Origin of the sequence: Amycolatopsis ultiminotia, from assembly GCF_039536925.1 — a bacterium.
Lineage (GTDB): Bacteria > Actinomycetota > Actinomycetes > Mycobacteriales > Pseudonocardiaceae > Amycolatopsis > Amycolatopsis ultiminotia.
The window spans coordinates 49411-73711 of the sequence record NZ_BAAAZN010000008.1 but is presented as its reverse complement, the minus strand read 5'-3'; the positions used below and the strand labels follow the sequence as shown (position 1 = coordinate 73711).

Below are 24301 nucleotides of genomic sequence, written 5' to 3'. Positions count from 1 at the left end.
GGCGGGGTCCACGACGAGTCCGGTGAACCACCGGCGCCCGGCGCACCCTGGCCCGACGGCTCCCCCGCCGATGACTCCGGGTTGCCCGAAGCCGGCGGACCGGATGCGGCCGCCTGGTCCGGGGCCGGGCCGGTGCCCTCGTCCGGTGCTGCGTGCCGAGGACGGCGCGCCTCCTCCGACACAACTACCTCCCGAGCTCCCCGCGGCACTGTCCGCAGCTAAACGTATCGCGTAGCGAAGCTACCCCGTTGAGGGCGGCGGCGGGGTGGCTTCCCCGTCGCCACGCGCTGGTCACTGGTACTGCGGTTCCGGCGGGGCCGCCGGGCCCAGCCGGGTACCGACCCACTTCTGGTAACTCGCCGCCCACGAGCCGTCGCCGCGGATCTTCTCCAGCACCGCGTTCACGAAGCGCACCATGTCGTCCTGGTCCTTCGGGATGCCGACGCCGTAGTTCTCCCGCGTCATCGGCTCACCGACGACCTTGACCCTGGGGTCCTGTGCGGCCATCCCGGCGAGGATGGTGTCGTCCGTGGACACCGCGTCGACCTGGTTCTGCTGGAGCATCACCAGACAGTCCGACCAGTTGGCCACCGACACCGCGACCGGTTTGGCCGGATCGGTCGCGATCTTCGCCAGCGACGTGGACTTCTTCGCCGCGCACACCCGTTTGCCCGCCAGATCGGACAACGACTGCGCCTTCGACGCCTTCGGCACGAGGATCTCCTGCCCGGCCACGTAGTACACCGCGGAGAACTGCACGGCCTTCCGCCTGGCGCAGGTCACGCTGTAGGTCCGCACCACCACGTCCACCTGGTGGTCTTCGAGTACCTGTTCCCGCTGCGACGACGGGATCGCGCGGAACTGCACGTGCCCGTCGGCGGTGCCGAACAACGCCGCGGCGATCTGGTTCACCACGTCGATGTCGAAGCCTTCGAGCAGGCCGGTCTTGGGGTTTCGGAAGCCGAACAGGTACGTGGTCTGGTCAACGCCTGCGATCAGCTTCCCGCGTTCCTTGATCTTCGCCATCGTGGAACCGGCCGAGACCGACAGTCCATCCGTCGGCCGGATGCTGGCCAGCGGGTTGCAGCCGGTGTCGGTGTCCTCGCCCGCGCTGGCATCGGGGCCGCCGACGTCGGCGGGCATCGGCCACGCCGCATCACTCACCGTGATCGAATCGGCGGGCCCTTCCGCGGCCCCGCAGGCGGCGGTGAGCGCGGCGACGACCACCAGCACAGCTGCCCGGACGAAGTGCCGCGACCGCATCACCGGTACTCCCTCAGCCTCTCCCGTACCCCGACGGTGACCCCGCCCGCAGCGAGCAGGGCCAGCACCCCGACCCCCGGCGCAAGCGCGGTGAGCGCCCGATCACCCGCGTTGGTGTCGTCGAGGAATTCCTGACGGCAGACGTCGATCGCGGCCTGCAGGTTCGTGTCGAGCCGGCTGAACGCCGCGGCCGCGCTGTTCGGGCTCACGCTCGTCGCGAAGTCCACCGCTTCCTGATACTGCCCGCCGTCGTCGAGCCGGCGTACCTGCAGATGGGCCAACGACCATTCGCGTGCGGCCTGTTCGGCGGCCTCGATCTTCTGCTCACCGGACGTGCCTGCGGCCAGATCACGGGCCTGGCCGAGCAGCCCGCCCTTGCCGTCCGCACCGACGAGATGCTCGGCCAGCTTGATGAACTGCTGCTCGTAGGTCGCGCCGTCACCGCGCGCGACCAGGGTGAGGGTTTCGTCCGCGCGGGCCTGCAGTGCGAAGATCCGGGCGCGCACCAGCACGTCGACCTGCGACGTGCCGTCCGTCCGGCCGGTCGCGACGAAGCTGCCCTGCACGACCAGCGCGACCGCGCCCCACAGCAGGGACAGCACGATGCAACCGGTGGCCACCAGCAGGCCGATGTTCACCACCCGGTTCGTCCGCCGGGTCAGGTAGATCTGGGTGGCCACCAGCGCCGCGATCAGCACCACGATCAGCGCCACCGCCGCCCACGGCACGCCGGCGCTGTCGTCCTGCTCGTCGAAGAGCTTCTTGGTGTGCGCGTCGTAGAGCGCCTGCGCCGCGGGCAGGATCGTCGAGCGCATCAGCTGCGAGGCCTCGCGCAGGTAGGACGCGCCGGACGGGAAGCCCTGCCGGTTGTTCGCCCGTGCCGTCTCGACGATCCCGGTGTACACCGGGACCTTCTGGTTCAGGATGTCCACCTGGCGCGCGGCGTCACCGACGTCGGTGACGTCCGAACCGGCCTTGGCCAGTGCGGAACCCGCTTCCGCAATGTCCTGTTCGTACTTCTTCCGCAGCGCGGGCGGCTCGGAGCCGACGGAAAGGAACGCGCTTGCCGCTGTCGCGTCGGCGTCGGAAAGTGAACGGAAGACCTGCTGCGCGGCCGAGGCCATCGGCTCGCGGTGGTCCATCAGACCCTCGACGGTGTTGTCCTTGCCCTGTACGGACAACGTGCCGACGAGGCCCGCGACCAGCGAGAGCAGCACGAGCGCCACGGCGATCACGGACAGTCGGCCCGGGGTCGTCGCCGCGGATCTGACCACCGCACGCACCGCCTGGCCGGGCAGCTCCAGCAGCCCGGCGATCCCGCTGCGGCCCTCCGGTTCCTCCGGCGCGGGCGCAGTCGTTTCCGGCCGCGTCGCAGTGCTGGTCATCCCCGATCCTCCCCGTACGCCACCCGCAGAAGGTAGCCGGTCGCGGATCAGGCGGGCCAACGACACCCGGAAGGTGTCACCAGCACGTGATCTCAGGTTCCGCAACCCGCCCGCACGATCACTTCCGGGTGATCGGCGAACCGACGGGGCCGGCCCGGCACGATCCCGCCGACCGTCCGGTGCAGCCGCGACGCCTCCGCGCGCACCGTGACCAGGCTTGTCGATCGGTCACCGAGGCGCGCCGGGAGACCTTGGCCGGCACCGGGACCGTACGTGCCGCAGCCGTTCCGGATCCGCGAGGTGCGTGGTGCGCAACTGAGATTCGGCCAGTCGGGTGATCTGGGGAAGGCCGTCGGTGCACCGTCGAGATCGGACAGGTCCACGACGCCGCACAGCCGGCCGTCCCGATCGGCAAGGCTGCCTCGAGGTGCTGCTGGCGCAGTTCCCGTACCGGGCTGGACGGCGGCACCGGCGGTTTGCCCGGAATTTGGCTCCCTGGTTGGAGATCCGGCCGAAGCGAGAGGTCCGTCATCGTCGACGTTCGTTCCTCGGTCCGCTCGCATCGCGCAGCAGTCCCTGGGTGGCGGCTTCGGCCATCACCGCACGGACGTCGACGCACCACGGCCCGTCGGACCGCAGCTCCACGTAGGCGCCTTCGCCGTTCTTCAACTCCAGCTCACGCGCACCGTCCACGGCGATCACCCCACCGTCCGCGGCGAGGTCCACCCGCACGCCCGGCCGCAGCACACTCCAGCCGCGAACCCCGATCGGCCGCACCAGCTTCGGCGCGATGAGGGCGTGCACCACGTTTGCGCATTCGTCGGCCGGGCCGAGCTGGAGTGCCACACCGTCCGGGCTGGAACGCGGACTCGGGCACAGCTGCCCGGCGACGCTGGAGAGGCCGATGCCGTCGGGTTCGGCGAACGTGCAGTACAGCTCGGTCAGCGCAGCCGGCTCCCCCGACGCTTCCGCCCCGACGTGTTTGCTCATCGTGACGGCGACGTCGACGAGCGCGATCGCCCTGCGGTTCTTGGTGACGACTTCGAGCACGCTGACGCGCTCAGCGACCAGATCCACGTCGACCTTGCCGGTCGCAACAAGCCCGGCCGCAAGCCCGGCGACGGTCGCCTCGCGCATCTGCGGGAAGGCGTTGTCGGTGCCGGTGAACAAGGCGAGCAACGGCACGTCACCACACACCGAGGCGGCCACCCGCGCGGTGCCGTCGCCCCCGAGGCAGACGATGACCGAAGCCCCGGCGTCGACCATCCACCGGACGGCGTCGACCGTGTCCTGCGCGCAACCGGTGAACGGATCCTGCTCGCAGAACTCCACCTCGGGCCGAGCCGCGGACTCCCGCCCGAGCGCCCGCAGCACGGCTGCGGAAATCCCCCCGCGGTCGGTGGAGACCAGCACCCGCCGCACCCCCGCGACGGCGAACGCGGACAGCAACCGCTGCACCAGGCCGGCCCTCCCGTCGGCCGGAAAGACCGACGCCCAGGCCCCGAGCCGCCGAATGTCCCGCCCCGACACCGGGTTCGCGACGATCCCCGCCACGGCTCCACCCACGACCACATCTCCCCTCCCACGGTCCTGCCCGTACCCAGCAGACACCCCGAACACGACTGAGGGACAGAGGTGCACCGGGTTGCACCCGACGATCTCGCCCAGATGGCCCACCGCGCGTTGTGACCTCGTGGCGCGAACCAGGTCACGCGAGCCAGCGGACGCAGGCTGGGTGACGTGAGCCGGATCGTGCAGGACTAGGTGCGGTGACCCCGGTGGCTTTGGCCGCACGGCACGGGCCCATCGGTGCGACACTGGCCCATCGGCGCGGGCCAGGCCAATCAGTGCGGCACTGGCCCATCGGCGCGGGCCAGGCCAATCAGTGCGGCACTGGCCTATCGGCGCGGGCCGGGCCAATCAGTGCGGCACTGGCCCATCGGTGCGGGCCGGGCAGTCCGAGCCCGATGACGCGGGCCAGCTGCCACCCGCCCGATAGCAGGAACCCGCCGGCGAACCGATCCACACCCGCACCGTTCCGGCAGCCGTGCGAACTCACCCAGCCTCCCGCCGGACCAATTCCGAACACAGCACAGAACTCCCCGACGGCAAGTCAGGCGCACCCGCACATCTCACCACCAGCCAGACCAGTCCCGCACTCACGCATGATCCGAGTACCACGGCCGAACCGTCCACCATGGACACTCTCGCACCCTGAACCCAATCCGCCGCAACGCAAGTCCAGCCACCACGCCGCGAACCACGCCAGAACCCCCGCTGCCGGCGCCCGACAGCCACACCGCAATGCAAGACCAGCCAACCACAACACGAGCCCCGCCCACCCGCGATCCGCCACCGGGCCAGACTGGCTCAACCACAGTCCAGCATCAGCCAACCGCGACACGGAGCTGGACCAACCGCAGTCAAGACCAGTCGGCCGCAATCCAGAGCCAGACCGGTAGACGCATGGCATCAAGCCAACCGCGAGACGGGATGGGTCACGACGCGAAAGTCAAGTCGCAGCACGCGAGCAGCTCACCGCGCCAAGCCAGCTCACCGCACGCGGGCGACTCACGGTGCGGGGTCAGGTCACGGCTCGCGGGCAACTCGCGACGCGAAGTCAGGCCACGGCTCGCAGGCAACTCGCGACGCGAAGTCAGGCCACGGCTCGCGGGCAGGTCATGACGCGGGGACAGATCACAGTGCGGGGTCAGACGGTTGTCGCGCTGCCGGCGTAGGTGTAGCCCGCTTCCTCCACCGCGGCGCGGATCGCCGGCTCGGGCAGCACTTCGGTGCTCCGGACTGTCACCTGTCCGGTTTCCACGTCGACGGTCACGACTTCGACGCCGGACAACGCGGTGAGTTCCTCGGTCACCGACTGGGCGCAGTGGCCGCAGGACATGCCGAAAACCAGGTATCCGTTCTCGATCATGGTGCGCAGCCTACGAGTGCAGGGCAAGCCACGATCGGGTAGCGCCCGCGAAAAGGGCCGCCACCCACGATCGGGGTGACGGCCCTCATTCGGAAGGACGTGGGTCAGATAACGCTGACCGACGTGGCCTGCGGGCCCTTCGCGCCCTGACCGATCTCGAACTGCACGCGAGCGTTCTCCTCGAGGGTACGGAAACCGTTACCCTGGATCTCGCTGTAGTGCACGAAGACGTCGCCGCCACCATTGTCGGGAGTGATGAAGCCGAACCCCTTCTCGGAGTTGAACCACTTCACAATGCCCTCAGTCATCTAAACAATCTCCATACATAAAACTAAACAGGAGGCCACATCGGCACCCTGGGCCCATCCCCGGGCGAAGCGTACCTCGATGCTGAGGAAACCCTACGCCCGCTGGATTCTGCGAGCGCGACTCATCACGAACACAAAAATCAAGACCACCTAAAGTAAAGCACAGTCCACCGGGAACAGACAACCCGGGCTCACCCGCACGGGTCCAGTCGAGGCCCACACCCCCTGTGACTCTTGACACCCGGACGCTCGCTACCCCAAGACCAGCAGGTCACGCCCGCCCCAGCCGTCCCACGCCACGAAATGCCGCGTCCCAGGTCGAGCAGGTAGACCGGAATCCAAGTAACTCGATCGGGGAACATCCCGGCGAACAACAGGCCCGCTCCGGTAGACTGAAGGTAAGAGCAAAAACCTTTGTTGCAGAACATATCACCCGAAGAGGACCCAGTCGGCATCCGCGCTCGACCACGCGGGACCAGGGCAGCCAAATCACGCAGGACCAGGGCGACCAAATAACGTCACCGACGACCCTGTCCGCGGCGTCTGGCATCCGGCAAATCGCATGAATATCGCGCTACGAAGAACCATGCACATGCCGCTTCCCGGGAAGACTTAGCCAGTTTTCCGCGCCACTCCTGCGCTTTAACCTGTCCGACAGGCAGCCGGGACACACCCCGTGCCTGCACACAACCGTGCCCTGACAGGGCGACGGGAACTGGTCCTCAGGTCAGTTACCAAGTGGGAGGCTCATCTCTGTACTCCGTTACCCAGGCGGCGGGCGCACCTCTGTACTCCGTATTCCGTGGTGGCAAGTGCTGGAGACCTGCGCCCAGGCTGACGAGTGAGCCGGACGCCGGTACAGCTCGTCGTCGAATTCAGGCTTATCCCTTGGTTGACAACGGGTTTGGCGTCGATGAGGGGGCGGTCTGCGATCTGGACCGTCAGTTGGGTGCCGCGGTCGCTGCGGCAGAGCCGAGGTGACCGAGCACGCTCCGCGGACAAGAAGGCGCACGCCTCGTCAGCGGCACCGTCGGGGAGCATCACGGCAACGTGCGGGTGGCGACGTGGAACGTGTGTACATGGCACCCGTCTGTGGGAGCGATTGCCTTGCTGCCTGCAGCAAACCACAGCGTTGCTTCGTGATGCGTGCGCCGCAGTGATCCAGTTGCTCGTCAGACCGAATGATCCAGCTGCTCGTCAACACACGTGATCCAGTTTCTGGTCAAGCGGTGTCCATTCTGGACCACCGTAACCGACAGCCGGCTCGCCCCTTCGCCGTTCGCTGGCGCGACCGCACCATCGCTACACCCCACCGATGGGCGGGCAAACGCGCTGTCACCCGGGCACAACCACGCTCTCGTCGGGCATCCGTCTGCAAAGCAATCGAGCGCCGTCCGTGGTCAGTTGGCCGCTGGTCTCCGGTCGCCACGGTTGACGTGCCATCAACAGGTCCGGCACAGCTAACCGCCATGGTCGTCGTCGCAAAAGGTGCTGTCACCACGGCAACCGCACCGCTGCAGGTCGCCGGGCGAAGATCGCGAAGGCAGTCGACCGACCGTCAGCCACCAACGCGACCACGTCATCACCAGAAACGGGACAACCCACCGCCAGCCACCGGCACAGCCACGCCATCACCAGGCGTGGGGCAACCAACCCACCGCCAGTCACCAGCACAACCACGCCATCACCAGGCGTGGGGCAACCAACCCACCGCCAGCCACCAGCACAACCACGCCATCACCAGGCGTGGGGCAACCAACCCACCGCCAGCCACCAGCACAACCGACGCGATCGCCCAGTCGCGGGCGACCGAACCACCGTCAGTCACCACAGTAAGCACGCCAATGCCGGTCGACGGGTGCCGTCATTGCGCTTTGCGCGGGCGGGCCGGGGCGGGCTGTCTCGACTGCCTCGGGGCGTTGTCCCGCTGGAGCACCAGACGGACCGGTCGCCACGACGCCGGTATTGCCCGCTGTGGCTGGGGTTTGGCTCGTGCATGCCGGCAACGGCCGGACGGCGAAGTGGTATCCGCATGGCCAGTGCACGTGAGCCGTAGGCAGGCATGCTTCGCGTACAAGAGGTCGGCACGCTCCGCGGACAAGAAGGTCGGCACGTTCCGCGGATAGAGGTCGGCACGTTCCGCGGACAAGAAGGTCGCCGGACCTGCCCGAGCACCGTCCGGGCCGTCGCGGAGGCCGACCGAGCCATCGCCCGCGGGCCGGAATAGACCAACCGGGCGCACGCTCTGCGTCCAAGACAGCGTTCGGACCGCCATCGAGCCAACCAGGCGACTGTCCGTGGCCGCCGCAAACGTAACCGAACCACCGCACGGGCCCCGCCACGGAGCTAGCCGAACCGCCGCCAGACTGCCACAAACTCCAGCCGGGCCACCGTTCAGGCCGCTGCAGTCCCCAACCGGGCCACCGTTCACACTCCGACCGGGTCACCGTTCAGTGTCCGACCGGGCCACCGTTCACACGCCGACCGGGTCACTGCTCAGTGTCCGACCGGGTCACCGTTCACACGCCGACCGGGTCACTGCTCAGTGTCCGACCGGGTCACCGTTCACACGCCGACCGGGTCACCGTTCAGTGTCCAACCGGGCCACTGCTCAGGCCACCACCGACCCGACCCGCCTGCCGTTCAGGTCGCATCGGCCCGACCAGGCGACCGGTCAACCCGCCACAAACCCCTGCCGGGCGTGTGTGGCAGGGGCAAGGGCCGGCAAAGTCGGACTGTCGGGTTATTCCCCGCTCGCCGGGCGCAGTGGCTCGCCGAAGGGGGAGCGCCAGTCGGTGCCGTGGTCGGGGGCCGCCACGGCGGTGTCGTGTGCTTCTGCGCTGGCGCTGAACAGCACCGGCACCACGCCCGATTCGGCCGCGTCGCGTCCGGGGGTGCCGGAACCGGTCGCTGCGCGGGCGGCGCGCCCGGCTGCCAGCGAGTCAACCCCAGTCGCACCCCGTACTCCCGTGACTGTCCCACGCGCGGACCGAGTTGCCCTGGTCCGCGTCGTGGCAGGCCGGTTGTGCTCGTCCTTTTCGTCGGTCACGGCGAAACTCCCCTCGTTCCTCCCCCGCAGCGGTGGCGGGGTGATGACCGCGATGATGCCATCGGGCACCGACAGAAACCGTCCGGAACTGCAGGTGCCGTTCCGGGAATCCGGTTGTCCCACGGGGATTCCACAACAGCCACGGCCGGTGGACCACACCCCGGGAACACCGCCAAGGCTACCCGAGCACACCCCCGTAGGCCACCGAACGTCTCCGGCGTTTCCCCCTGTTCTCAGGAAGATTTCAGGACACCGGCGGCCGAGCCGCGCCGAGCAGGGCACTCAGCCGAAGATCGGGGGTCACCACGTCCGGATCGGTCCGCACATCGAGCACACACGGACGTTGCCGCACCAGCGCGCTCGCGACGATCGGCTCCAGCTGGTCCCGATCGTCCACCGTGTACCCGGCCGCGCCGAGGCCGCGCGCCCACGACGCGAAGTCCACGAGAGGGACAGTCGCCCCGGACAGCCGCCCGTATGTCCGAGCCTGATGCACAGCGAGCGGGCCGTGCATACCGTTCTGAAAAACCACGACCATCACCGGCGCGCGGTACCGTACGGCGGTTTCGATCTCCTGCCCGGTCATCAGCGTGCCCGCGTCACCAACCATTGCCACCACGGCCCGGCGTGGTTCGGCCAGCTTCGCCGCGACCGCTGCGGGCACCGCGTACCCCATCGCGGCGTTACTGGGGCCGAGCTGGCTTCGAGGCTCGGTGAAGCACCAGTACCGGTGCATGAACTGCGCGAAGTTCCCGGCGTCACTCGTGACGATGGTGTCCTCCGGCGCGAGCTTCCGCAGCACGCGGACCACGTCTGCCGGGTGTACGCGCGCTTCGCCGCTTGTGTCCGGTGGCGTCATAAATGTGTGCACAGCGGCATTGGCAGCCGACGCCCGGCGCGTACGCGGCGAAGCGATCGACCGCAGCTCCCGCAAGAACGGCTCCACCTCCGAGTCGACACGGAAGGTCAGACCGCGCCGACGCTGCTCCTCCATACCCGTGCCGACGAGCACGAGCGTCTGCTGCGAGGTCGGATACCGGTAGCCCTGTGTGGTGACCTCGTCCAGCTGGGTCCCGAGGGCGAGCACGAGGTCGGCCCGCTCGAGCGCGTCGAGCTGCCGGGCCGGGATGCCGAGCCCGAGGTGCCCGGCGTAGCGCTCGTGGTTCTCCGGGAACGCGTCCTGCCGACGGAACGCGTTGTACACCGGCAACGACAGCTCGTCGGCCACCGCGATCAGCTCGTCGCGCGCCGAACGCGCCCGTCCGCCGACGATCACCACCGGATAGCGGGCCTCGTCGACCAGCGCGGCCACCGCCTCCGCCGAACGGCCGAGCGTGCCGGTCGCAGGCGGCCGCACCGTCGCCGCCGGCTTGGCCGAGTCGTAGGGCACTCCCCACGCATCGCTCGGCACCCCGATGACCACCGGTCCCGGCCGCCCCTCCCGGCAGCGGGCCAGCGCTTCGGCGACGAGGTGCGGTACGTCGTCCGGGCCCTCTGCCCGCACGATCCACTTGGCGATCGGCTCGAACGTGCTGGTCAGATCGGTCGCCGGAACGTCACCGGAGAGCACCGGATCGAGCGCCGGGGTCTCGAGCAGCACCACCATCGGGGTCTCGTCCTGGTACGCGGTCTGCACGCCGAGCACCAGACCGTTCGCGCTCGGACCACGGCTGGCGAGCAGTACGGCCGGGCGGTCGGTGAGCTTGCCCTCCGCCTCGGCCATGAACGCGGCGCCCGAATCGTGCCGGGCCGCAACGAGCGTCACCTCGCGTTCGCGGCGCAGCGCGTCGAGCAGCTCCAGGAACGACTCGCCGACGACCGCGTACACCCGGCGGACCCGGGCCTCGATCAGGATGCGCACGGCCGTCTGCGCGACGGTGGTTCCCACTTGGTATCTAATGAGGAGAGCTTAGGGCGGCACCGTTCACCGCCGTCAAGTGATCTTGAACAACTGGGTACCAGACTGAGCAGAATGTCCGCTTTGCCCGCCCGCGCCGGAAGCGAGGTCACCACCGTGCCGCCCACCGAACATGAAACCGTATTCACCTATGGTGCGCCGGCCCTCAAGTACGGCACCGGCGCGAGCGAGGAGATCGGGTACGACCTGACCCAGTACGGCGCACGCCGGGTCCTGGTGGTCACGGATCCGGTCGTCGCCGCCACCGGCTGGCCGGAGCGGATCGCCGAGGGCATCCGCGGGTACGGCATCACGACCGAGACCTTCGACGGGGTGCACGTCGAACCCACCGACGTCAGCCTGCAGAAGGCGGTGGACTTCGCCCGCGGCTCCGGCCCGTACGACGCGTTCGTGGCCGTCGGCGGTGGCTCCAGCATCGACACCGCGAAGGCGGCCAACCTGCTGACCAGCAACGACGGTGAACTGATGGACTACGTCAACGCGCCGGTCGGTGCCGGCAAGGCCCCGGCGAACCCGCTCAAGCCGCTGGTCGCGGTACCGACGACCACCGGAACCGGTTCCGAGAGCACCACGGTGTGCGTGCTCGACGTGCTGTCGCTGCGGGTCAAGAGCGGGATCAGCCACCTGCGGTTGCGGCCGTCGCTGGCCGTGGTCGACCCGCGGCTCACGGTCAGCCAGCCTGCCGGGGTCACCGCGGCGAGCGGCATGGACATCCTGTGCCACGCCGCGGAGAGCTACACGGCCAAGCCGTACACCGAATTCGCCCGCAAACAACCCGAGCAACGCGTGCCCTACTGCGGTGCGAACCCGCTGGCGGACATGTTCGCGGAGAAGTCGCTGCAGTTGCTGTCCTGGGCACTGCCCGCCGCGGTGCGCGACGGCGAGAACCTGGCCGCGCGCGAGGCGATGGCGCTGGCCGCGACCTTCGCCGGACTCGGTTTCGGCAACGCCGGCGTGCACATCCCGCACGCCAACGCGTATCCGATCGCCGGGCAGGTCCGGGATTTCCACCCCGACGGCTATCCCGGCGACGAGGCGATGGTGCCGCACGGCATGGCCGTCTCGCTCACCGCACCCGCGGCGTTCCGGTTCACCTTCTCCGCGGCGCCGGAACGGCACCTGCAGGTCGCCCGGCTGCTCGCACCGGACTTCGAATGGCCCGGCGATCTCGCCGACCACCTGCCGGCCGTGCTGACGAACCTGATGCGCGAGATCGGCATTCCGGCCGGAATCGGTTCCGTGGGATATTCGGAGTCCGATGTGGACTCACTGGTGTCCGGTACGCTCAAGCAGCAGCGGCTGCTGGCGACCGCACCGCGCAGTGCGTCCGAAGAGGACCTCGCGGACATCCTGCTCGCCTCGGTGAACCTGTGGTGAGCTATCCGCACTGGCATACGGTTCCGTTGCGCTGGAAGGACAACGACGTCTACGGCCACGTGAACAACGTGGTGCACTACGCGCTGATGGACACCGTGATCAACACCTGGCTCGTCGAACGCGGCGGACTGGACATCGCCACCGGGCCGGTGATCGGACTGTGTGTGGAATCGCACTGCGCGTACCACGCATCGGTGTCCTTTCCCGACTCGCTGCGGATCGGACTGCGGGTGGCGCACCTCGGCCGGTCGAGCGTGCGGTACGAGATCGGGATGTACTCCACCGCGGACGTGCTGGTGGCCGAGGGCCATTTCGTGCACGTGTTCGTGGACCGCGAAACCCGGCGTCCGGTATCGGTTTCCGGGAAGCTGCGCGAGTCGCTGGCGGAGCTGCTGCTCCCGGCCTGAGGGCGCGGGGTCACACGAAGATCGACAGCACCCCCAGTACCGCCAGGCCCAGCACGCTGACCAGCGTCTGCACCGTGGTGTGCAGCTTCGTCGCCTGCCCCATGCTCATCCCGAACGACTCCTTGACCAGCCAGAACCCGGCGTGGTTCACGTAGTTGAGGCCGATCGAACCGGCCCCGATCGCGACCACGACCATCGCGGTGTACCAGCTGTCGCCGTGCACGAGCAGCGGTGCGACGATCCCGGTGGAAGACACGATGCCGACCGTCGCCGAACCGGTGGACGCCGAAAGCAGCAGGGCCAGCAGCCAGCCGAGCACGAGCACGCTGATCCGCAGGCTGCCCGCGGCCGAACCCACCGCGTCGCTGATCCCGGAATCCTGCAGCACCTCGTTGAACGCGCCGCCGCCACCGATGATCAGCAGGATGCCGACGACCGGCTTGAGGCTGTCCGAAAGGGACCGTCGCACGGACTCACCGGCGCGGCCACGCACCAGCGCGAGGGCGAACAGTGCGAACAGGAACCCGGCCAGCATCGCGATCACCGGCTCGCCGAGCAGCGTCGCGGCGGACCGCACACCGTTTCCGTCCGGCAGCACGATTTCGGCGAGCGTGCGCAACAGCATCAGCACGACCGGCACGAGGATGGAAACGATTGCGGTTCCGGTGGGCACGGCGGTGCGCGCCCGGCCGGGCCCATCGCCACCGCGGGCGGGGACACCCGCCCCCGCCATCCCACCGGCGTCCGCGCGGTCCTCGATGCGGCCGCGCTGGGTGAACTGGTCCACGAGTGCCTGTTCCGGCTGCACGCTCAGCCGCGCGGCGAGCCAGCGGCCGAAAACCGGACCGGCGAGGATCACCGTCGGGATGGCGCACACGAAGCCGATCAGGATCGTCTTGCCGAGGTCGGCGTGCAGCCCGGACACCGCGATCAGCGGGCCGGGATGCGGCGGGACCATACCGTGCAGGGTGGCGAGCGCGGCAATGGTCGGGGTGGCCAGCAGCGTGTAGGACGACGTCGTGGCGGCACCGGCCCGCTTCAGCCGCTCCGCGACGCTGAACACCAGCGGCAGCAACACGATGAGCCCGACCTCGAAGAACATCGGGATCCCGATGATGAACGCGGCCAGCGTTATCAGCCACGGCAGCGTACGCGGGGTGGACCGCTCGACCACCGCGGTGGCGATCCGGTCGGTGGCCCCGGAATCGGCCAGCAGCCTGCCGAGCATCGTGCCGAGCGCGAGTGTGACACCGACGTTGCCGAGGATGTCGCCGGCACCGGTTTCGATCGACTTGGCCAGCTTCGTCACCGGCTCGCCCGCCACCAGGCCCGCGGCCAGCGCGACGACCAGCAGGGCCACGAACGGATGCAGCCGCAGCCGCGAGTTGATCAGCGTGACCAGCAATGCGATCGCCGCGACCAGCACCACCAGCAGGAACCACGTGTGCCCGGTCACCGGCAGCCTCCTCTCGGCGGCGCCCGACCGTGCGGCACCGCACTACTGGAATCGATTCCGGAAGTGTGCCAGTCAGGTTACCCCTGGTCAACCCCGGGGTGCCCGAGTCAGTCGCGGGCGACCGCGCGCCGTCGTTCCGGAACGCTGGAGCCGCGCACCACGAGTTCCGCCACGAGCTCCAGGCCCGCCGGTACCACGGCGCCGTCCTCGATCGCGTCCACCAGCAGATCCACCGCACGTGCGCCGAGTGCCTGCCACGGCGGGGAGACGACGGTCAGCGGCGGGTCGAAATGCTGCGCCAGGTCCCCGTCCCCGAGGGCCACCACGGACACGTCCTCCGGCACGGTCAGCCCGATCCGGCGGAAGCCCGCCACGGAATGCGCGGCCAACGCCGGGGTGGTGGCGAAGAACCCGTCCACCGGCGCATCGGTGACCACCCGCTCGACGGCGACCTCTCCCGGCGCCGAGATGTGCACTTCCGGCGCAGACAGCCCGGCGTCCGTGCAAGCGGCGAGGAAACCGTCGACCACCGGGCCGGATGATTCGGCCAATACCGCGAGCCGGAACCGGTCCTGATCGGCCAGGTGCCGCCCGGCGGTACGGCCTGCCTGCCACAACGCGGTGCGCAGCAAGGCACCGTCACCGTGCTCGACGGTGTCGTCCACGACTGCGGTCGGCAGCGGTACGCCGTCCTCACCGACCGGCGGGCGCAATGTGCGGCCAGGGGCGATCAGCAACAGGCCGTCCGCCGAAAGACCCTCGGCCAGCTGCTCGTCTTCACTCGCCGAGTCCAGGTAGTGCAGCACGAGGTGATAGCCACGCCGCCGGGCCTGCCCGGCGGCGCCGGCCAGAATCGGTTCCCACCCGCGCAAGTCCGCGGGCACTGCGACGGCCAGCAGCCGCAGCCGCCCGGTGCGCAGGCTCTGCGCCGCGCGATTGGGCTGGTAGCCGAGGTCCGCGGCCACTTCGAGAATGCGCGCCCGAGTGGCCGCGCCGACGTCCTGCTGCCGGGACGAAAGCGCACGCGAAGCCGTCGCCTTGGCCACTCCTGCGGCCTTCGCGACGTCTGCGAGCGACACCCGACGCATGGCACCCTCCCGGACCGGAACCGATTCCGACAGCATCCCACAGCGCGCCGGGTCCGGGCAGTGGAAACCCGCCGCACGACCGAAGCCGTACGACGGGTGGCGCGGGGAGCGTCAGTTCTGGTTGGCGCCGGGGCTGAGCACCTTGTCGATCACGAACACGGTGGCGTTCTTCGTCGGGATGTTGCCGCACAGCACCTTGGCGCCGTTGACCGTCATGTTGTCGCCGGAGCCCTCGATCTTGACCGGGCCGCCCCCGGCGTTGAGCGAGGTCACGCTGCCTGCGGCGGAGAGCCCCTTGGCGTCGTAGCGCTTGCCGAGCACGTGGTACTGCAGGATCGGCGTGAGCTGGCTCGGGTTCTTCGCCAGTTCGTTGAACTTCGCGTCGCCAAGCTCCTGGAACGCGGTGTCCGCCGGGGCGAACACGGTGATCGCGGGCTGGCTGTTGAGCGTGTCGACCAGATTGCTCGCCTTCACCGCGGCAACCAGCTTGGTCAGCAACGGGTTCGTCGACGCGGCACTCGCGACCGGCTGCGGGCCCATCGAGTCCAGCGAGCCCGCCTCGTTGCCCTGCGGCAGCTTCGAACAGGCCGAGCCGAACACATCGGCATTGGTGGTCACGCCGTCCGCGGAAGCACCGCCCGAGGCAGGCGCCGACGACGAGGGTGCCGGCGCGCTGCTGGAATCCCCACCAGACGAAGCCTGATCGTTACTGCTGCACGCGGTCAGCACGAGCGCGGCGGAGGCGGTCAGGCCGATTCCGGCCACACGAAGCTTGTTCACGATCATCACTCCAGGGTCTGGGTAGGACGGTCCTTGTTCGAACCGCTTTCACTGGTGATTCGGATCTGCCCCCGAACCGGATTGGTGTGAATTCGGATCAGTTCGCGATGAACGTCGTCGAGTGCCGGCCGGTCGCCCCGTCCGGCACCGTGCCGGCACGGTCGGCGGTCTGGATGTAGCCGGTCCGGTCGGTGGCACGGCAGAGAATTTGGTGGGTGCCGGGTTTCACCGAGATCTGCGTCCACCACATCCGCCAGGTGTCCACATTGACCTCTGTGGACAGTGTGGCCGGTGTCCACGGTCCGTTGTCGACACTGATCTCGACCTTCTCGATCCCCTTGTGCTGGGCCCAGGCGATCCCGGACAACCGGACCGCACCTGCGGACACCGTGGCGAACCCCTTCGGCTGATCGATGCGGGATTCGGTCTTGATCGGTGCCTCCTGCCCCCAGCCGCGGCGCAGCCAGTACGACTGCCGCGCGGCCCAGGTGGTCACTTCGAGATCGACCACCCACTTGGTCGCGGACACGTAGCCGAACAACCCCGGGGTGACCAGCCGAGCCGGAAACCCGTGTTCCAACGGCAGCGGTTCGCCGTTCATCCCGATCGCGAGCATCGCTCCCCTGCCCCGGTCGAGCGCGGCCGCCACCGGGGTGCCCGAGGTCCAACCGTCCACACTGGTCGCGAACAGCTGCTCGGCACCCGGCCGGACACCGCACTCGGCAAGCAGGTCTGCGAGATCGACGCCGATGAAGTTCGAAGTGGACACGTAGTCGCCACCGACCTCATTGGACACGCAGGTCATCGTGATCGTGCGCTCGATCAGCGCCCGGTCACGGATGTCGGAGTACCGGTAGGTGCGCTCCCGTTCGACCATGCCGTGGATGCGCAACGTCCATTCCTCCGCACGGACCTGAGGTACCGACAGCGCGGTGTCGACTCGGTAGAAGCGCGCGTTCGGGGTGATGAACGGTGGTGTGCCGAGCTTTTCGAAGTCCGCGTCGGCGGGGATGGCCGGTGCGCGACGGGCCGGGACCAGCTTCCCGACCGCAGCACGGGAAGCAGCCGCGTCCCGCGCCGAGCCGATCAACTGTCCCGCCCCGCCGACGAGTCCGGTGCCGACCACGACACCTGCGCCACCCAGTAAGAATGCCCGCCGCGGCGTACCGCGGCGGTGGCCGTCCGTGCCACGCTGCGCGACCCGCGACGAAATCCGGTGCAACAGCAGGAAAATCCCGACGCCGACGAATGTGCTCGCAACCGGTGCCAGTACCGCGACCACGGGGAGGCTCGGCCGGCTGAGAACTGCGGCGATACCGACCACTCCGAACGCGCTGACCAGCGCAGCCCCGGGCCAGGCACGCCGCACCGAAACCAGGCCGGCGACCGCGGCGACGACGACCATGACCACCGCCATGCCGCCGAGCAGCACTTCCTTGTCGTGGGTGCCGAACGTGCGCACCGCGAAATCCTTGAGCGACGTCGGGGTCAGGTCGATCGCCGCACTGCCGACCGCCAGATAAGGCGAGGCGTCCACCGCGATGAACGACGCGACCAGGTGTCCCGCGGCGAGTGCGGCCAGCAACGCCAGCACACCGCACACCGCAGCGCTGGGACGTCGCAACCGCAGGTCGTCCTTCGTCATATCCGGGGATTCGAGACTGCGTCCACGATGGATTGGTGGCCGTCCCGAACCGGTGAAAACGGTGGGAGGCGGCGAGGTTGCGTCCGGGTGCCAAACCGCACAGCGGGCGCACCCCCGCCGGAAGCAGGCGTCTTACCGGGTAGAAGCAGGATCGGTCAAACGATCACCGAATGACACCGGGAGGAAGTCACCATGATCGCCACCACTGTCCGCCGCGCCCTCGCCGCAGCCGCCGTTTTCGCGACCGTCGGGGGTGCCGCGGCGCTGACCGCCTCCGCCGCCAACGCTGCCCCGGCCGAAGTGCCGCTGTGCACCGACGCCGACGTCACCGTGACCGCAACGCCCGCCCCGGACCACGCTTCCGGGCACCACGCGGACATCCTGCACTACTCCGCGGCCACTCCGACCACGAACTGCACCCTGAGCGGCGCACCCTACGGCACGGTGTTCTACGACGGTGGCAACGCTCCGCTCGGTGTGCCGAGCTCGTCGGACGACAGCGCCGGCGCGCCGCAGGTGACCATCGACGCGACGCACACCGCCAGCTCCTACGTGATCATCCCGAACGACACCGCGGCCGGCCCGACCGTGGCCAAGCTCGGCCTGCACCTGCCCTCGGACGCCTCGCGCACCGCGATCGCGGTGGGCTGGCCCGGCCAGGACCTCACCACGTCCGCGCACTTCAGCGTGATCACCCAGGACTGAGCCGCCACCGCCGCAGCGGCCGGCCGGGTGCGTATCCGCGCTCGGCCGGCCGCGCTCAGCTTCCCCAGCTCTGCACGGCCACCGCGACGAAGCTGCGCACCAGCGGGCTGCCCCCGGACTTCGGCCACGCCACCACGACTTCACTCGGTGCCCGGCCGTCGACCGGCACCACGACGAGTCCGTCCGGCAACGGCTGGTCGGCCGGGGCCAGCGCGCACACTCCGTTCCACAGCACCGCCTGCAGGCATTCCTGGATCGTCCGGCGCACCGGTTGCGCGGGATCCGCCGGACCGGTCCAGTACTCCGTCCACACCGGATCGATGCCGTCCGGGAGACGAACCCAGCGACGCTCGGCCAGTGCATCCGGCGAAACCGAAGCGCACTTCGCGAGCGGATCGTCGGCACGCAGCACCACGCCGACCGGGACCGAACGCAACCCGCGGATGCTGATCCCGTTGTCGTCGAACGGGGTCCGGGTCAGCGCCACGTCGACGAGGCCGGTGCGCAACCCTGCGGTCGGATCGCTGAGATCTGCTTCGTGGATGCTGACCTGCACGTGCGGATGCCGGGATCGGAATCGCGAAACCAGCCTGCCGCCGACCTGTTCGGCCGCGTCCGCCAGTGTGCCGACGGTGAGCGTCGCCGTTCCGCCGGCCGCGACCACCCGGCTGCGCAGCCGATCGGCCCTGCCGAGCAGCTCGGCCGCCTCTTCGTGCAGGACCGCGCCGGCCGCGGTGAGCGTGACCCCTCTCGGGGTGCGTTCGAACAGGGCGACCCCCAGCTCGTCCTCCAGCTGCCGGATCGCGCGGCTCAGCGGCGGCTGCGTCATGTGCAGCCGCGCCGCCGCCCTGCCGACATGACCTTCCCCGGCCACGGCCAGGAAGTACCGGAGAATGCGCAGGTCCACCCCGCCACGGTACCGCCGGCGCTCAGTCCTGGATCAGGTCCAGATCGCGGAACATCTGCCGCGCCCAGGACAACGCCGTGGCCAGGTCGTCCCACTGCCGGTCCTCTGTGGTCAGATACGGGAACACGTACGGATCGTGGATCTCCGAAGGCAGGTCGCCGGCCCGGCAGGTGTACGGCGGGCCGCCGTAGGAATCCGCGTTCATCGCCGAGGCGACCGCTTTCGGCTGGGCATCCCACACGCCCAGCCACATCCGGCGCAGCATCGCCGGATGCGCGACCGCGAAGATCAACCTGCCGACGTCCAGCGGCTCCCCGGCGGCGATCACCCTGGCCACGCCGGAAAATCGCTGTTCGGCCTTGCGCAGGTGCAGGACTCCGGCCAGCCCGGACCAGATCTCCACACTGTGCCCGGCGTCGATGATCGCAGTGCACAGCGCGGCCAGCGCCAGGCCACGGTTGATGATCACGTCGTGCCCGATCGTGTTCGCGTAACCGCCGGGGACGAGGAAGGTGATCACCTTGCCTCGCCGGGAAACCTGCCGGGGCACTGCGTCCACCATGCATTCGGGCACACCGGAGAGGTAGGCGCCGACGTCGACCTCGCTCCCGGTCACGTCCCAGCTCGGCTCGAGCAGGGTGACCGAATGGGAAAGCCCGGCGCTCTCCCGCAGCTCCCCGACCGTGACGTCGGTTTCCTCCAGTGGCACCGACCATCCGTCGACGGCCAGCCGGTTCGCCTCTTCCCAGGAGGCACCGTGCCAGCCGTGTTCCTCTCGACGGCTCGACGGGTTCGAAATGGAAGGCAGGGCCGAAGCAGCATCCAGGAATTCACGCCAGGATCGCAGTGGCGGCAAGGTGACCGGCAGCATGGCTCAGTCCAGCTCGAGCGCTTTGCGGTGCGCGTCGGACAGACCACGCACCACCCGCCACTGCAGCACCTGCTCCACGGTGGCGCCCGCCTCCAGCAGTTTGGCCCCGTCGATGCTCGCCCGCGGCGAGAAGATCACCGGCAGTTTCTTGGTCAAGGCCATCTCCCGCAGGTCCCGCACCTCGTCGAGGAGCTCCTCGACCTCGTCCTGGTGCGACGGCGCGTGCCGCAGTGCGATCCGTTCCTCCAGTCCTTCGTCGATCGGCACGTCGATCACCACGAACCGGTCCAGCGTCGCGGAATCCAGCGTCTGCCTTCCCACGTACTGGCGGTCGCCGCCGGTGCCGTAGGTGTTGCCGGTGGCGACCAGCCGGAAGTTCTCGTGTGCGTCGACCATCCGGTCGGCGAACGCGCAGGTGCCCAGCGCGAGTGCCTGGTTCAGCTCGGCGAGCAGCCCGGGATGGCCGTTGTCGAGTTCGTCCAGCAACATCACGCCGCCGTGCTCGAACGCCCGGCGGAACGGGGTGTCGTGGTAGTTGCCGTTGGCGTCGTAGTAACCGAACACCTTGCTCATCGGCGTGGTCGGGCCCAGCGAAAGCGCCTGGAAATCCAGGTCGAGCGCGCCGGCGGCGTGCTTGGCGAGCATGGACTTGCCGGTGCCCGCCGGGCCGACCAGCAGCACGTGGCAACGGGCGTGCAGTGCCACCAGCAGCTCCGGCAGCACCTCGTGCGTGTCCGAACCGAGTTCGACCTTCTTGCCCTGCGGGAGCACCACGGTGACCACGTTCGGCGCGTACTCCGCGATGGCCTTCTCGGCTTCTTCCCGGACCGTGCCCCGCAGCGTCTTCAGCGTCTCCTCGGACGCCTTGGTCACCATCTCCGGCACGGCCGAGAGCGTTGCCTCGCGGGCGGTTTCGGTGACCGTGGCCAGTACCTTGGCGACCAGTTCGTCGTGCAGCACCTGCTGATCCGGCGTCGCTCCCGCCACCGCCTCGCGAGCCAGCTCCGGCAGCACGTCGCCTGCCGCGCGCATGGCCGTGTCGACCAGCGAACCACGGATCTGCCCGACCGCGGCCTGCACCGCGTCGGGTGCCGCTTCGTGCACTGCCGAACGCACGTTCTTCAGCAGCTCGGCCGTGCCCTCGCGGACCAGTTCGTCGCGGACCTCGGAACGGTCCGGGGTCGCGTCGGCGACCGCCGCGCGGGCCAGCGCGGAGATCGTCTCCTCGGACTGCTTTTCCAGCGAACCGGCCACCTCGTCCCGAACCTGCTCGACCGCGGTGCGGACCACGTCTGCCAGCACGGCCGCAGTCTGCCCGCGCACCTCAGCGTCGACGTCCGCATGCACCGCGGTGACCAGCTCCTCGCGCAGCTTCGCGGCGTCCGGCGTCGCTTTCCGCACCGCCGCCTCCGCCAGCCCCGGCAGCAGGCCGTCGGCGGTGCGGTTCACCAGGTCCGGCAGGTGACCTTCCAGCTGGTGCCACGCCGCTCCTTCGAGGGTGCGCTGCATTTCCGCGCGGTCCGGTGTGGCGTTGGCGATCGCCAGCGCGGCGAGGTTGGGCAACAGGGCCTGTGCGTGCTGGTAGATGGTCTCCGGCAGGCGAGCCCGGATTTCGCATTCCGCCATCCAGAGCAGGTTGCTCTGGGTGAACACACCGCGAGCGACCTCCTCGGCGATCGAGGTGAATTCCGTCTTCGTGCTGTCCCGCACGGTTCCTCCGCATGACGTGTGTGCTCGTCAAGCCAACCTAGGGTTCGGCGGGCGAGCCCTCCAGAAGGTCGGCACGTTGCTGCCATCACCGATGGTTGCCTCGCCGACGCCGGGACCGGTCCCGTCGGCAACGCGCATACTCACCCTGCGGAGGATCACCGGAAGGGAGTTCGTCCTGATGAGCGGTCCCACCTACCAGGCAGGCCCATGGCCTGCCGCGCTGCCGCCCCGGCGACGGCGGTCCGTGCCGGCGTGGCTGCCCGCGGCGCTGTTGGTGGTGGCAGGTGCGCTCACCATCGTCAGCACGTTCCTCGTGCTCACCTCGACGACCGACCGGCTGCTGGCCGAAGGCAGCTACTTCGACGCCGAGGCACACACCAAGGTCGACGTCACCACGATCACCGCGTGGTCGATGACCTTCTCGGTACCGACCAAGCAAGCGGGACATCCGCTCGACGGCTGGGGTCTGGTGACCGCCGCCGCGTTCGCCGTGCTGGTGGCCATCCTGCTGCTGGCCGGACGGGGCCGGTGGACCTGGACGAAACCGCTCGCAACACTGGCTTCCGGCCTGCTGATCGGCGCAATCCTGATGTCCGCGGTCGGCTTCGCGGAACTGCTGGCCGTGGCGCACGAGGACAGCGACGAGTCCGTGACGGTGTCGGCAGGCCCGGCCATCTGGCTGCAGATCCCGGCAGCCCTGCTGGCCATCGCGGCCGCGGTGACGGCCCTGCTGCCACCGCGAACGGACCAGCCGCCACCGGCCTTCGCCGCGCCGTTCCCCGGCAGCTACGCGCGGGCCCCTGGTCCTCCCGCGCCGTTCCCCGGCACGCACACCCCTCCCCCGGGCACGCCCGCGCCGCTGCCCGGCACCCACGCACCGCCACCACCGACTGGCATCCGCACACCACCGTCCGGGACGCCCCCGGCGCCGCCCGGTGCGCCAGGAGCGTTTCCCGGGGCGTGAATGCGGTTCCTGCCGGTCTCCGGCTCAGGGCTGCTGCGCCGGGCAGAAGGTGTCGTGCACCGGGCGCTTGCCGGTGACCAGGTAGCCGGTGACCGCGTCGTTGCCGCACTTGTTCGGGGCGAAGAGATAGGCCCCGTGCCCGCCTTGGTCGATGGTGACCATCCGGGCCCGGTCTCCGAACGCCGACCGCAGGCGCGCCGCACCGGACAGCGGGGTCGCCGGATCGCGGAGGTTCTGCACCAGCAGGACGTCCGAGGGCCCCCGGTCGCCGATCCGCACTGCCGGCTCCACCGGGGACGGCCAGAACGCGCAGGGCCGGATGTTCGCCGTGAAGGCGCCGAACATGGGGTAGCGAATCCGGTCGACCGCGACGGCACGCTGGTAGGTCGCGACCGAACCGGCCCACTGGGAATCGCCGCAGGCCACCGCGAGGTAACCGTCGGCGAAATTGCCGTCGCCCGCCTCGGCGGGCACCGGCGGCATCGGCTGGTCGGTGTCGAGGTCGTGCCAGAGTTCGGCGAGGTCGCCAAGCAGGCTTTCCGAACGCAGGTAGGCGGAGGTGACCGTGCGGAAGCTCGTGCCGTCGATCCCCTGCGCCGGTTTCTTGTCCAGCCGCTCGGCGAGTTCGAAGTACTTCGCGGTGACCTCCGCCGGGGTGCGGCCGAGGCCGTACTTCTCCGGATCGGCCGCGGCGAGCTTCGCGAAGTCCGGGAACCGGGTCTGGAAGCCTTCGGCCTGGCTCCGCAGCGCCGCCCGGTCGTACCCTTCCGGGCCGAGATTGCTGTCGAGCACGATCCGGTCGCTGCGATCCGGGAACAGCGTGGTGTACACCGCGCCGAGGTACGTACCGTAGGAATCGCCGTAGTACGAGAGTTTCGGCTCATCCAGCGCAGTCCGGATCCGGTCCATGTCGCGGGCGGTGTTCGCGGTGGTGATGAACGGCAGGATGGCCGCGGTTTTCGAGGTGGCGCACTGCTTGGCGACGGTCTTCGCGGTTTCCGCCGCCTTCCCCACATCAGCCGCGCCGTGCGGGTAGGGCGGGTTCACGGCCGTATCGCGTTGCTCCGGCGTCAGGTCACACGTCACCGGGGTGCTGTGGCCGATGCCACGGGGGTCGAACCCGATCAGGTCGTAGCTGTCCCGAACCTGCTGTGGCAGTCCCGCTTTCACCAACGTGGCGGAAAAGTTCAGCCCGGTCAGTCCGGGGCCGCCCTGGTTGAGCAGCAGGACGCCGCGGCGCTGCGCCGGCTTCGCACTGGCCAGCCGGGACACCGCGACGTCGATCTGCTGCCCGTCCGGATGGCGGTAGTCGAGCGGAACCCGCAGAGTCGAACACTGCAGTCCGGGCGCGGCGGCATCGGCCGGGCACGGGCCCCACGACAACGCTTCCGGTGTGGCAGCTGCCGGCACCCCCGAGGTCGCGGCCGCCGCCGCAGCGACGACGAGCCCCGCGAACAGAATTCTCCGCATTCGATTTCCCTCCCTGTCCGGCCACGGGATGAGGTGGCCGCCGCGCCTTCGCGGCAGTCTCGACCA

General features: G+C 69.4%; 19 protein-coding genes. 4 read left to right on the top strand and 15 right to left on the bottom strand.

The genetic code is table 11. The features are described 5' to 3' along the window. Positions 1-291: 291 nt before the first annotated feature. The 7 genes from ABD793_RS19585 to ABD793_RS19555 form a co-directional block, all read right to left on the bottom strand. Positions 292-1263 (bottom strand): glutamate ABC transporter substrate-binding protein, encoded by a 972-nt coding sequence (locus ABD793_RS19585; RefSeq protein ID WP_344861936.1) that lies wholly within the window; start codon positions 1261-1263, stop codon positions 292-294. Then, on the bottom strand, positions 1263-2648 hold the full coding sequence (locus tag ABD793_RS19580) for a hypothetical protein (protein ID WP_344861934.1): 1386 nt from the start codon (positions 2646-2648) through the stop codon (positions 1263-1265). The genes ABD793_RS19585 and ABD793_RS19580 overlap by 1 nt, the downstream gene beginning before the upstream one ends. Before the next feature lie 528 nt (positions 2649-3176). Next, positions 3177-4214, bottom strand: a complete 1038-nt coding sequence (locus ABD793_RS19575) for an NAD(+)/NADH kinase (RefSeq protein WP_344861932.1) — start codon at positions 4212-4214, stop codon at positions 3177-3179. A gap of 1144 nt (positions 4215-5358) precedes the next feature. After that, complete coding sequence (locus ABD793_RS19570) at positions 5359-5580, bottom strand: heavy-metal-associated domain-containing protein (RefSeq protein WP_344861930.1); 222 nt, start codon at positions 5578-5580, stop codon at positions 5359-5361. Positions 5581-5684: 104 nt separating this feature from the next. Beyond that, positions 5685-5888 carry a cold-shock protein gene (locus tag ABD793_RS19565; protein ID WP_344861928.1) on the bottom strand — a complete coding sequence of 68 codons (204 nt, stop codon included), beginning with the start codon at positions 5886-5888 and terminating at the stop codon, positions 5685-5687. 2743 nt (positions 5889-8631) lie between these two features. Continuing rightward, the gene (locus ABD793_RS19560; RefSeq protein WP_344861926.1) at positions 8632-9006 is read right to left on the bottom strand and encodes a hypothetical protein; all 375 of its coding nucleotides are present in this window, start codon (positions 9004-9006) and stop codon (positions 8632-8634) included. Positions 9007-9181: 175 nt separating this feature from the next. Continuing rightward, entirely contained in the window at positions 9182-10825 is a 1644-nt protein-coding gene (locus ABD793_RS19555; RefSeq protein WP_344861924.1) for a thiamine pyrophosphate-dependent enzyme, read from the bottom strand. Positions 10826-10909: 84 nt separating this feature from the next. Between ABD793_RS19555 and ABD793_RS19550 the strand changes: the two genes are divergently transcribed. Then, the gene (locus ABD793_RS19550) at positions 10910-12232 is read left to right on the top strand and encodes a hydroxyacid-oxoacid transhydrogenase (protein ID WP_344861922.1); all 1323 of its coding nucleotides are present in this window, start codon (positions 10910-10912) and stop codon (positions 12230-12232) included. Next, positions 12226-12639 carry an acyl-CoA thioesterase gene (locus tag ABD793_RS19545; RefSeq protein ID WP_344861920.1) on the top strand — a complete coding sequence of 138 codons (414 nt, stop codon included), beginning with the start codon at positions 12226-12228 and terminating at the stop codon, positions 12637-12639. The genes ABD793_RS19550 and ABD793_RS19545 overlap by 7 nt, the downstream gene beginning before the upstream one ends. A 10-nt stretch (positions 12640-12649) precedes the next feature. Here ABD793_RS19545 and ABD793_RS19540 read toward each other — a convergent pair whose 3' ends face one another. The 4 genes from ABD793_RS19540 to ABD793_RS19525 form a co-directional block, all read right to left on the bottom strand. After that, entirely contained in the window at positions 12650-14095 is a 1446-nt protein-coding gene (locus ABD793_RS19540; RefSeq protein ID WP_344861918.1) for a GntP family permease, read from the bottom strand. Positions 14096-14202: 107 nt separating this feature from the next. After that, positions 14203-15174 carry a LacI family DNA-binding transcriptional regulator gene (locus ABD793_RS19535; RefSeq protein WP_344861916.1) on the bottom strand — a complete coding sequence of 324 codons (972 nt, stop codon included), beginning with the start codon at positions 15172-15174 and terminating at the stop codon, positions 14203-14205. Positions 15175-15294: 120 nt separating this feature from the next. After that, positions 15295-15963 (bottom strand): fasciclin domain-containing protein, encoded by a 669-nt coding sequence (locus ABD793_RS19530; RefSeq protein WP_344861914.1) that lies wholly within the window; start codon positions 15961-15963, stop codon positions 15295-15297. Between the two features lie 97 nt (positions 15964-16060). Continuing rightward, positions 16061-17608 carry a molybdopterin-dependent oxidoreductase gene (locus tag ABD793_RS19525; protein ID WP_344861912.1) on the bottom strand — a complete coding sequence of 516 codons (1548 nt, stop codon included), beginning with the start codon at positions 17606-17608 and terminating at the stop codon, positions 16061-16063. 192 nt (positions 17609-17800) lie between these two features. Between ABD793_RS19525 and ABD793_RS19520 the strand changes: the two genes are divergently transcribed. Next, entirely contained in the window at positions 17801-18313 is a 513-nt protein-coding gene (locus tag ABD793_RS19520; protein ID WP_344861910.1) for a hypothetical protein, read from the top strand. A 55-nt stretch (positions 18314-18368) separates the two neighbouring features. Here the strand turns inward: ABD793_RS19520 and ABD793_RS19515 are convergent, their stop codons facing one another. The 3 genes from ABD793_RS19515 to ABD793_RS19505 are packed head-to-tail and all read right to left on the bottom strand — an operon-like array spanning position 18369 to position 21801. Continuing rightward, entirely contained in the window at positions 18369-19220 is an 852-nt protein-coding gene (locus tag ABD793_RS19515) for a LysR family transcriptional regulator (protein ID WP_344861909.1), read from the bottom strand. Between the two features lie 22 nt (positions 19221-19242). After that, positions 19243-20091: a DUF7192 family protein gene (locus ABD793_RS19510; RefSeq protein WP_344861907.1), complete on the bottom strand. Its 849-nt coding sequence runs from the start codon at positions 20089-20091 to the stop codon at positions 19243-19245. Positions 20092-20094: 3 nt separating this feature from the next. After that, the gene (locus ABD793_RS19505; RefSeq protein ID WP_344861905.1) at positions 20095-21801 is read right to left on the bottom strand and encodes an AAA family ATPase; all 1707 of its coding nucleotides are present in this window, start codon (positions 21799-21801) and stop codon (positions 20095-20097) included. 178 nt (positions 21802-21979) lie between these two features. Between ABD793_RS19505 and ABD793_RS19500 the strand changes: the two genes are divergently transcribed. After that, complete coding sequence (locus ABD793_RS19500; RefSeq protein ID WP_344861904.1) at positions 21980-22765, top strand: hypothetical protein; 786 nt, start codon at positions 21980-21982, stop codon at positions 22763-22765. Between the two features lie 24 nt (positions 22766-22789). Here the strand turns inward: ABD793_RS19500 and ABD793_RS19495 are convergent, their stop codons facing one another. Continuing rightward, positions 22790-24235, bottom strand: coding sequence for an alpha/beta hydrolase (locus tag ABD793_RS19495; protein WP_344861902.1), 1446 nt, complete (start codon positions 24233-24235; stop codon positions 22790-22792). Between the last annotated feature and the right edge of the window lie 66 nt (positions 24236-24301).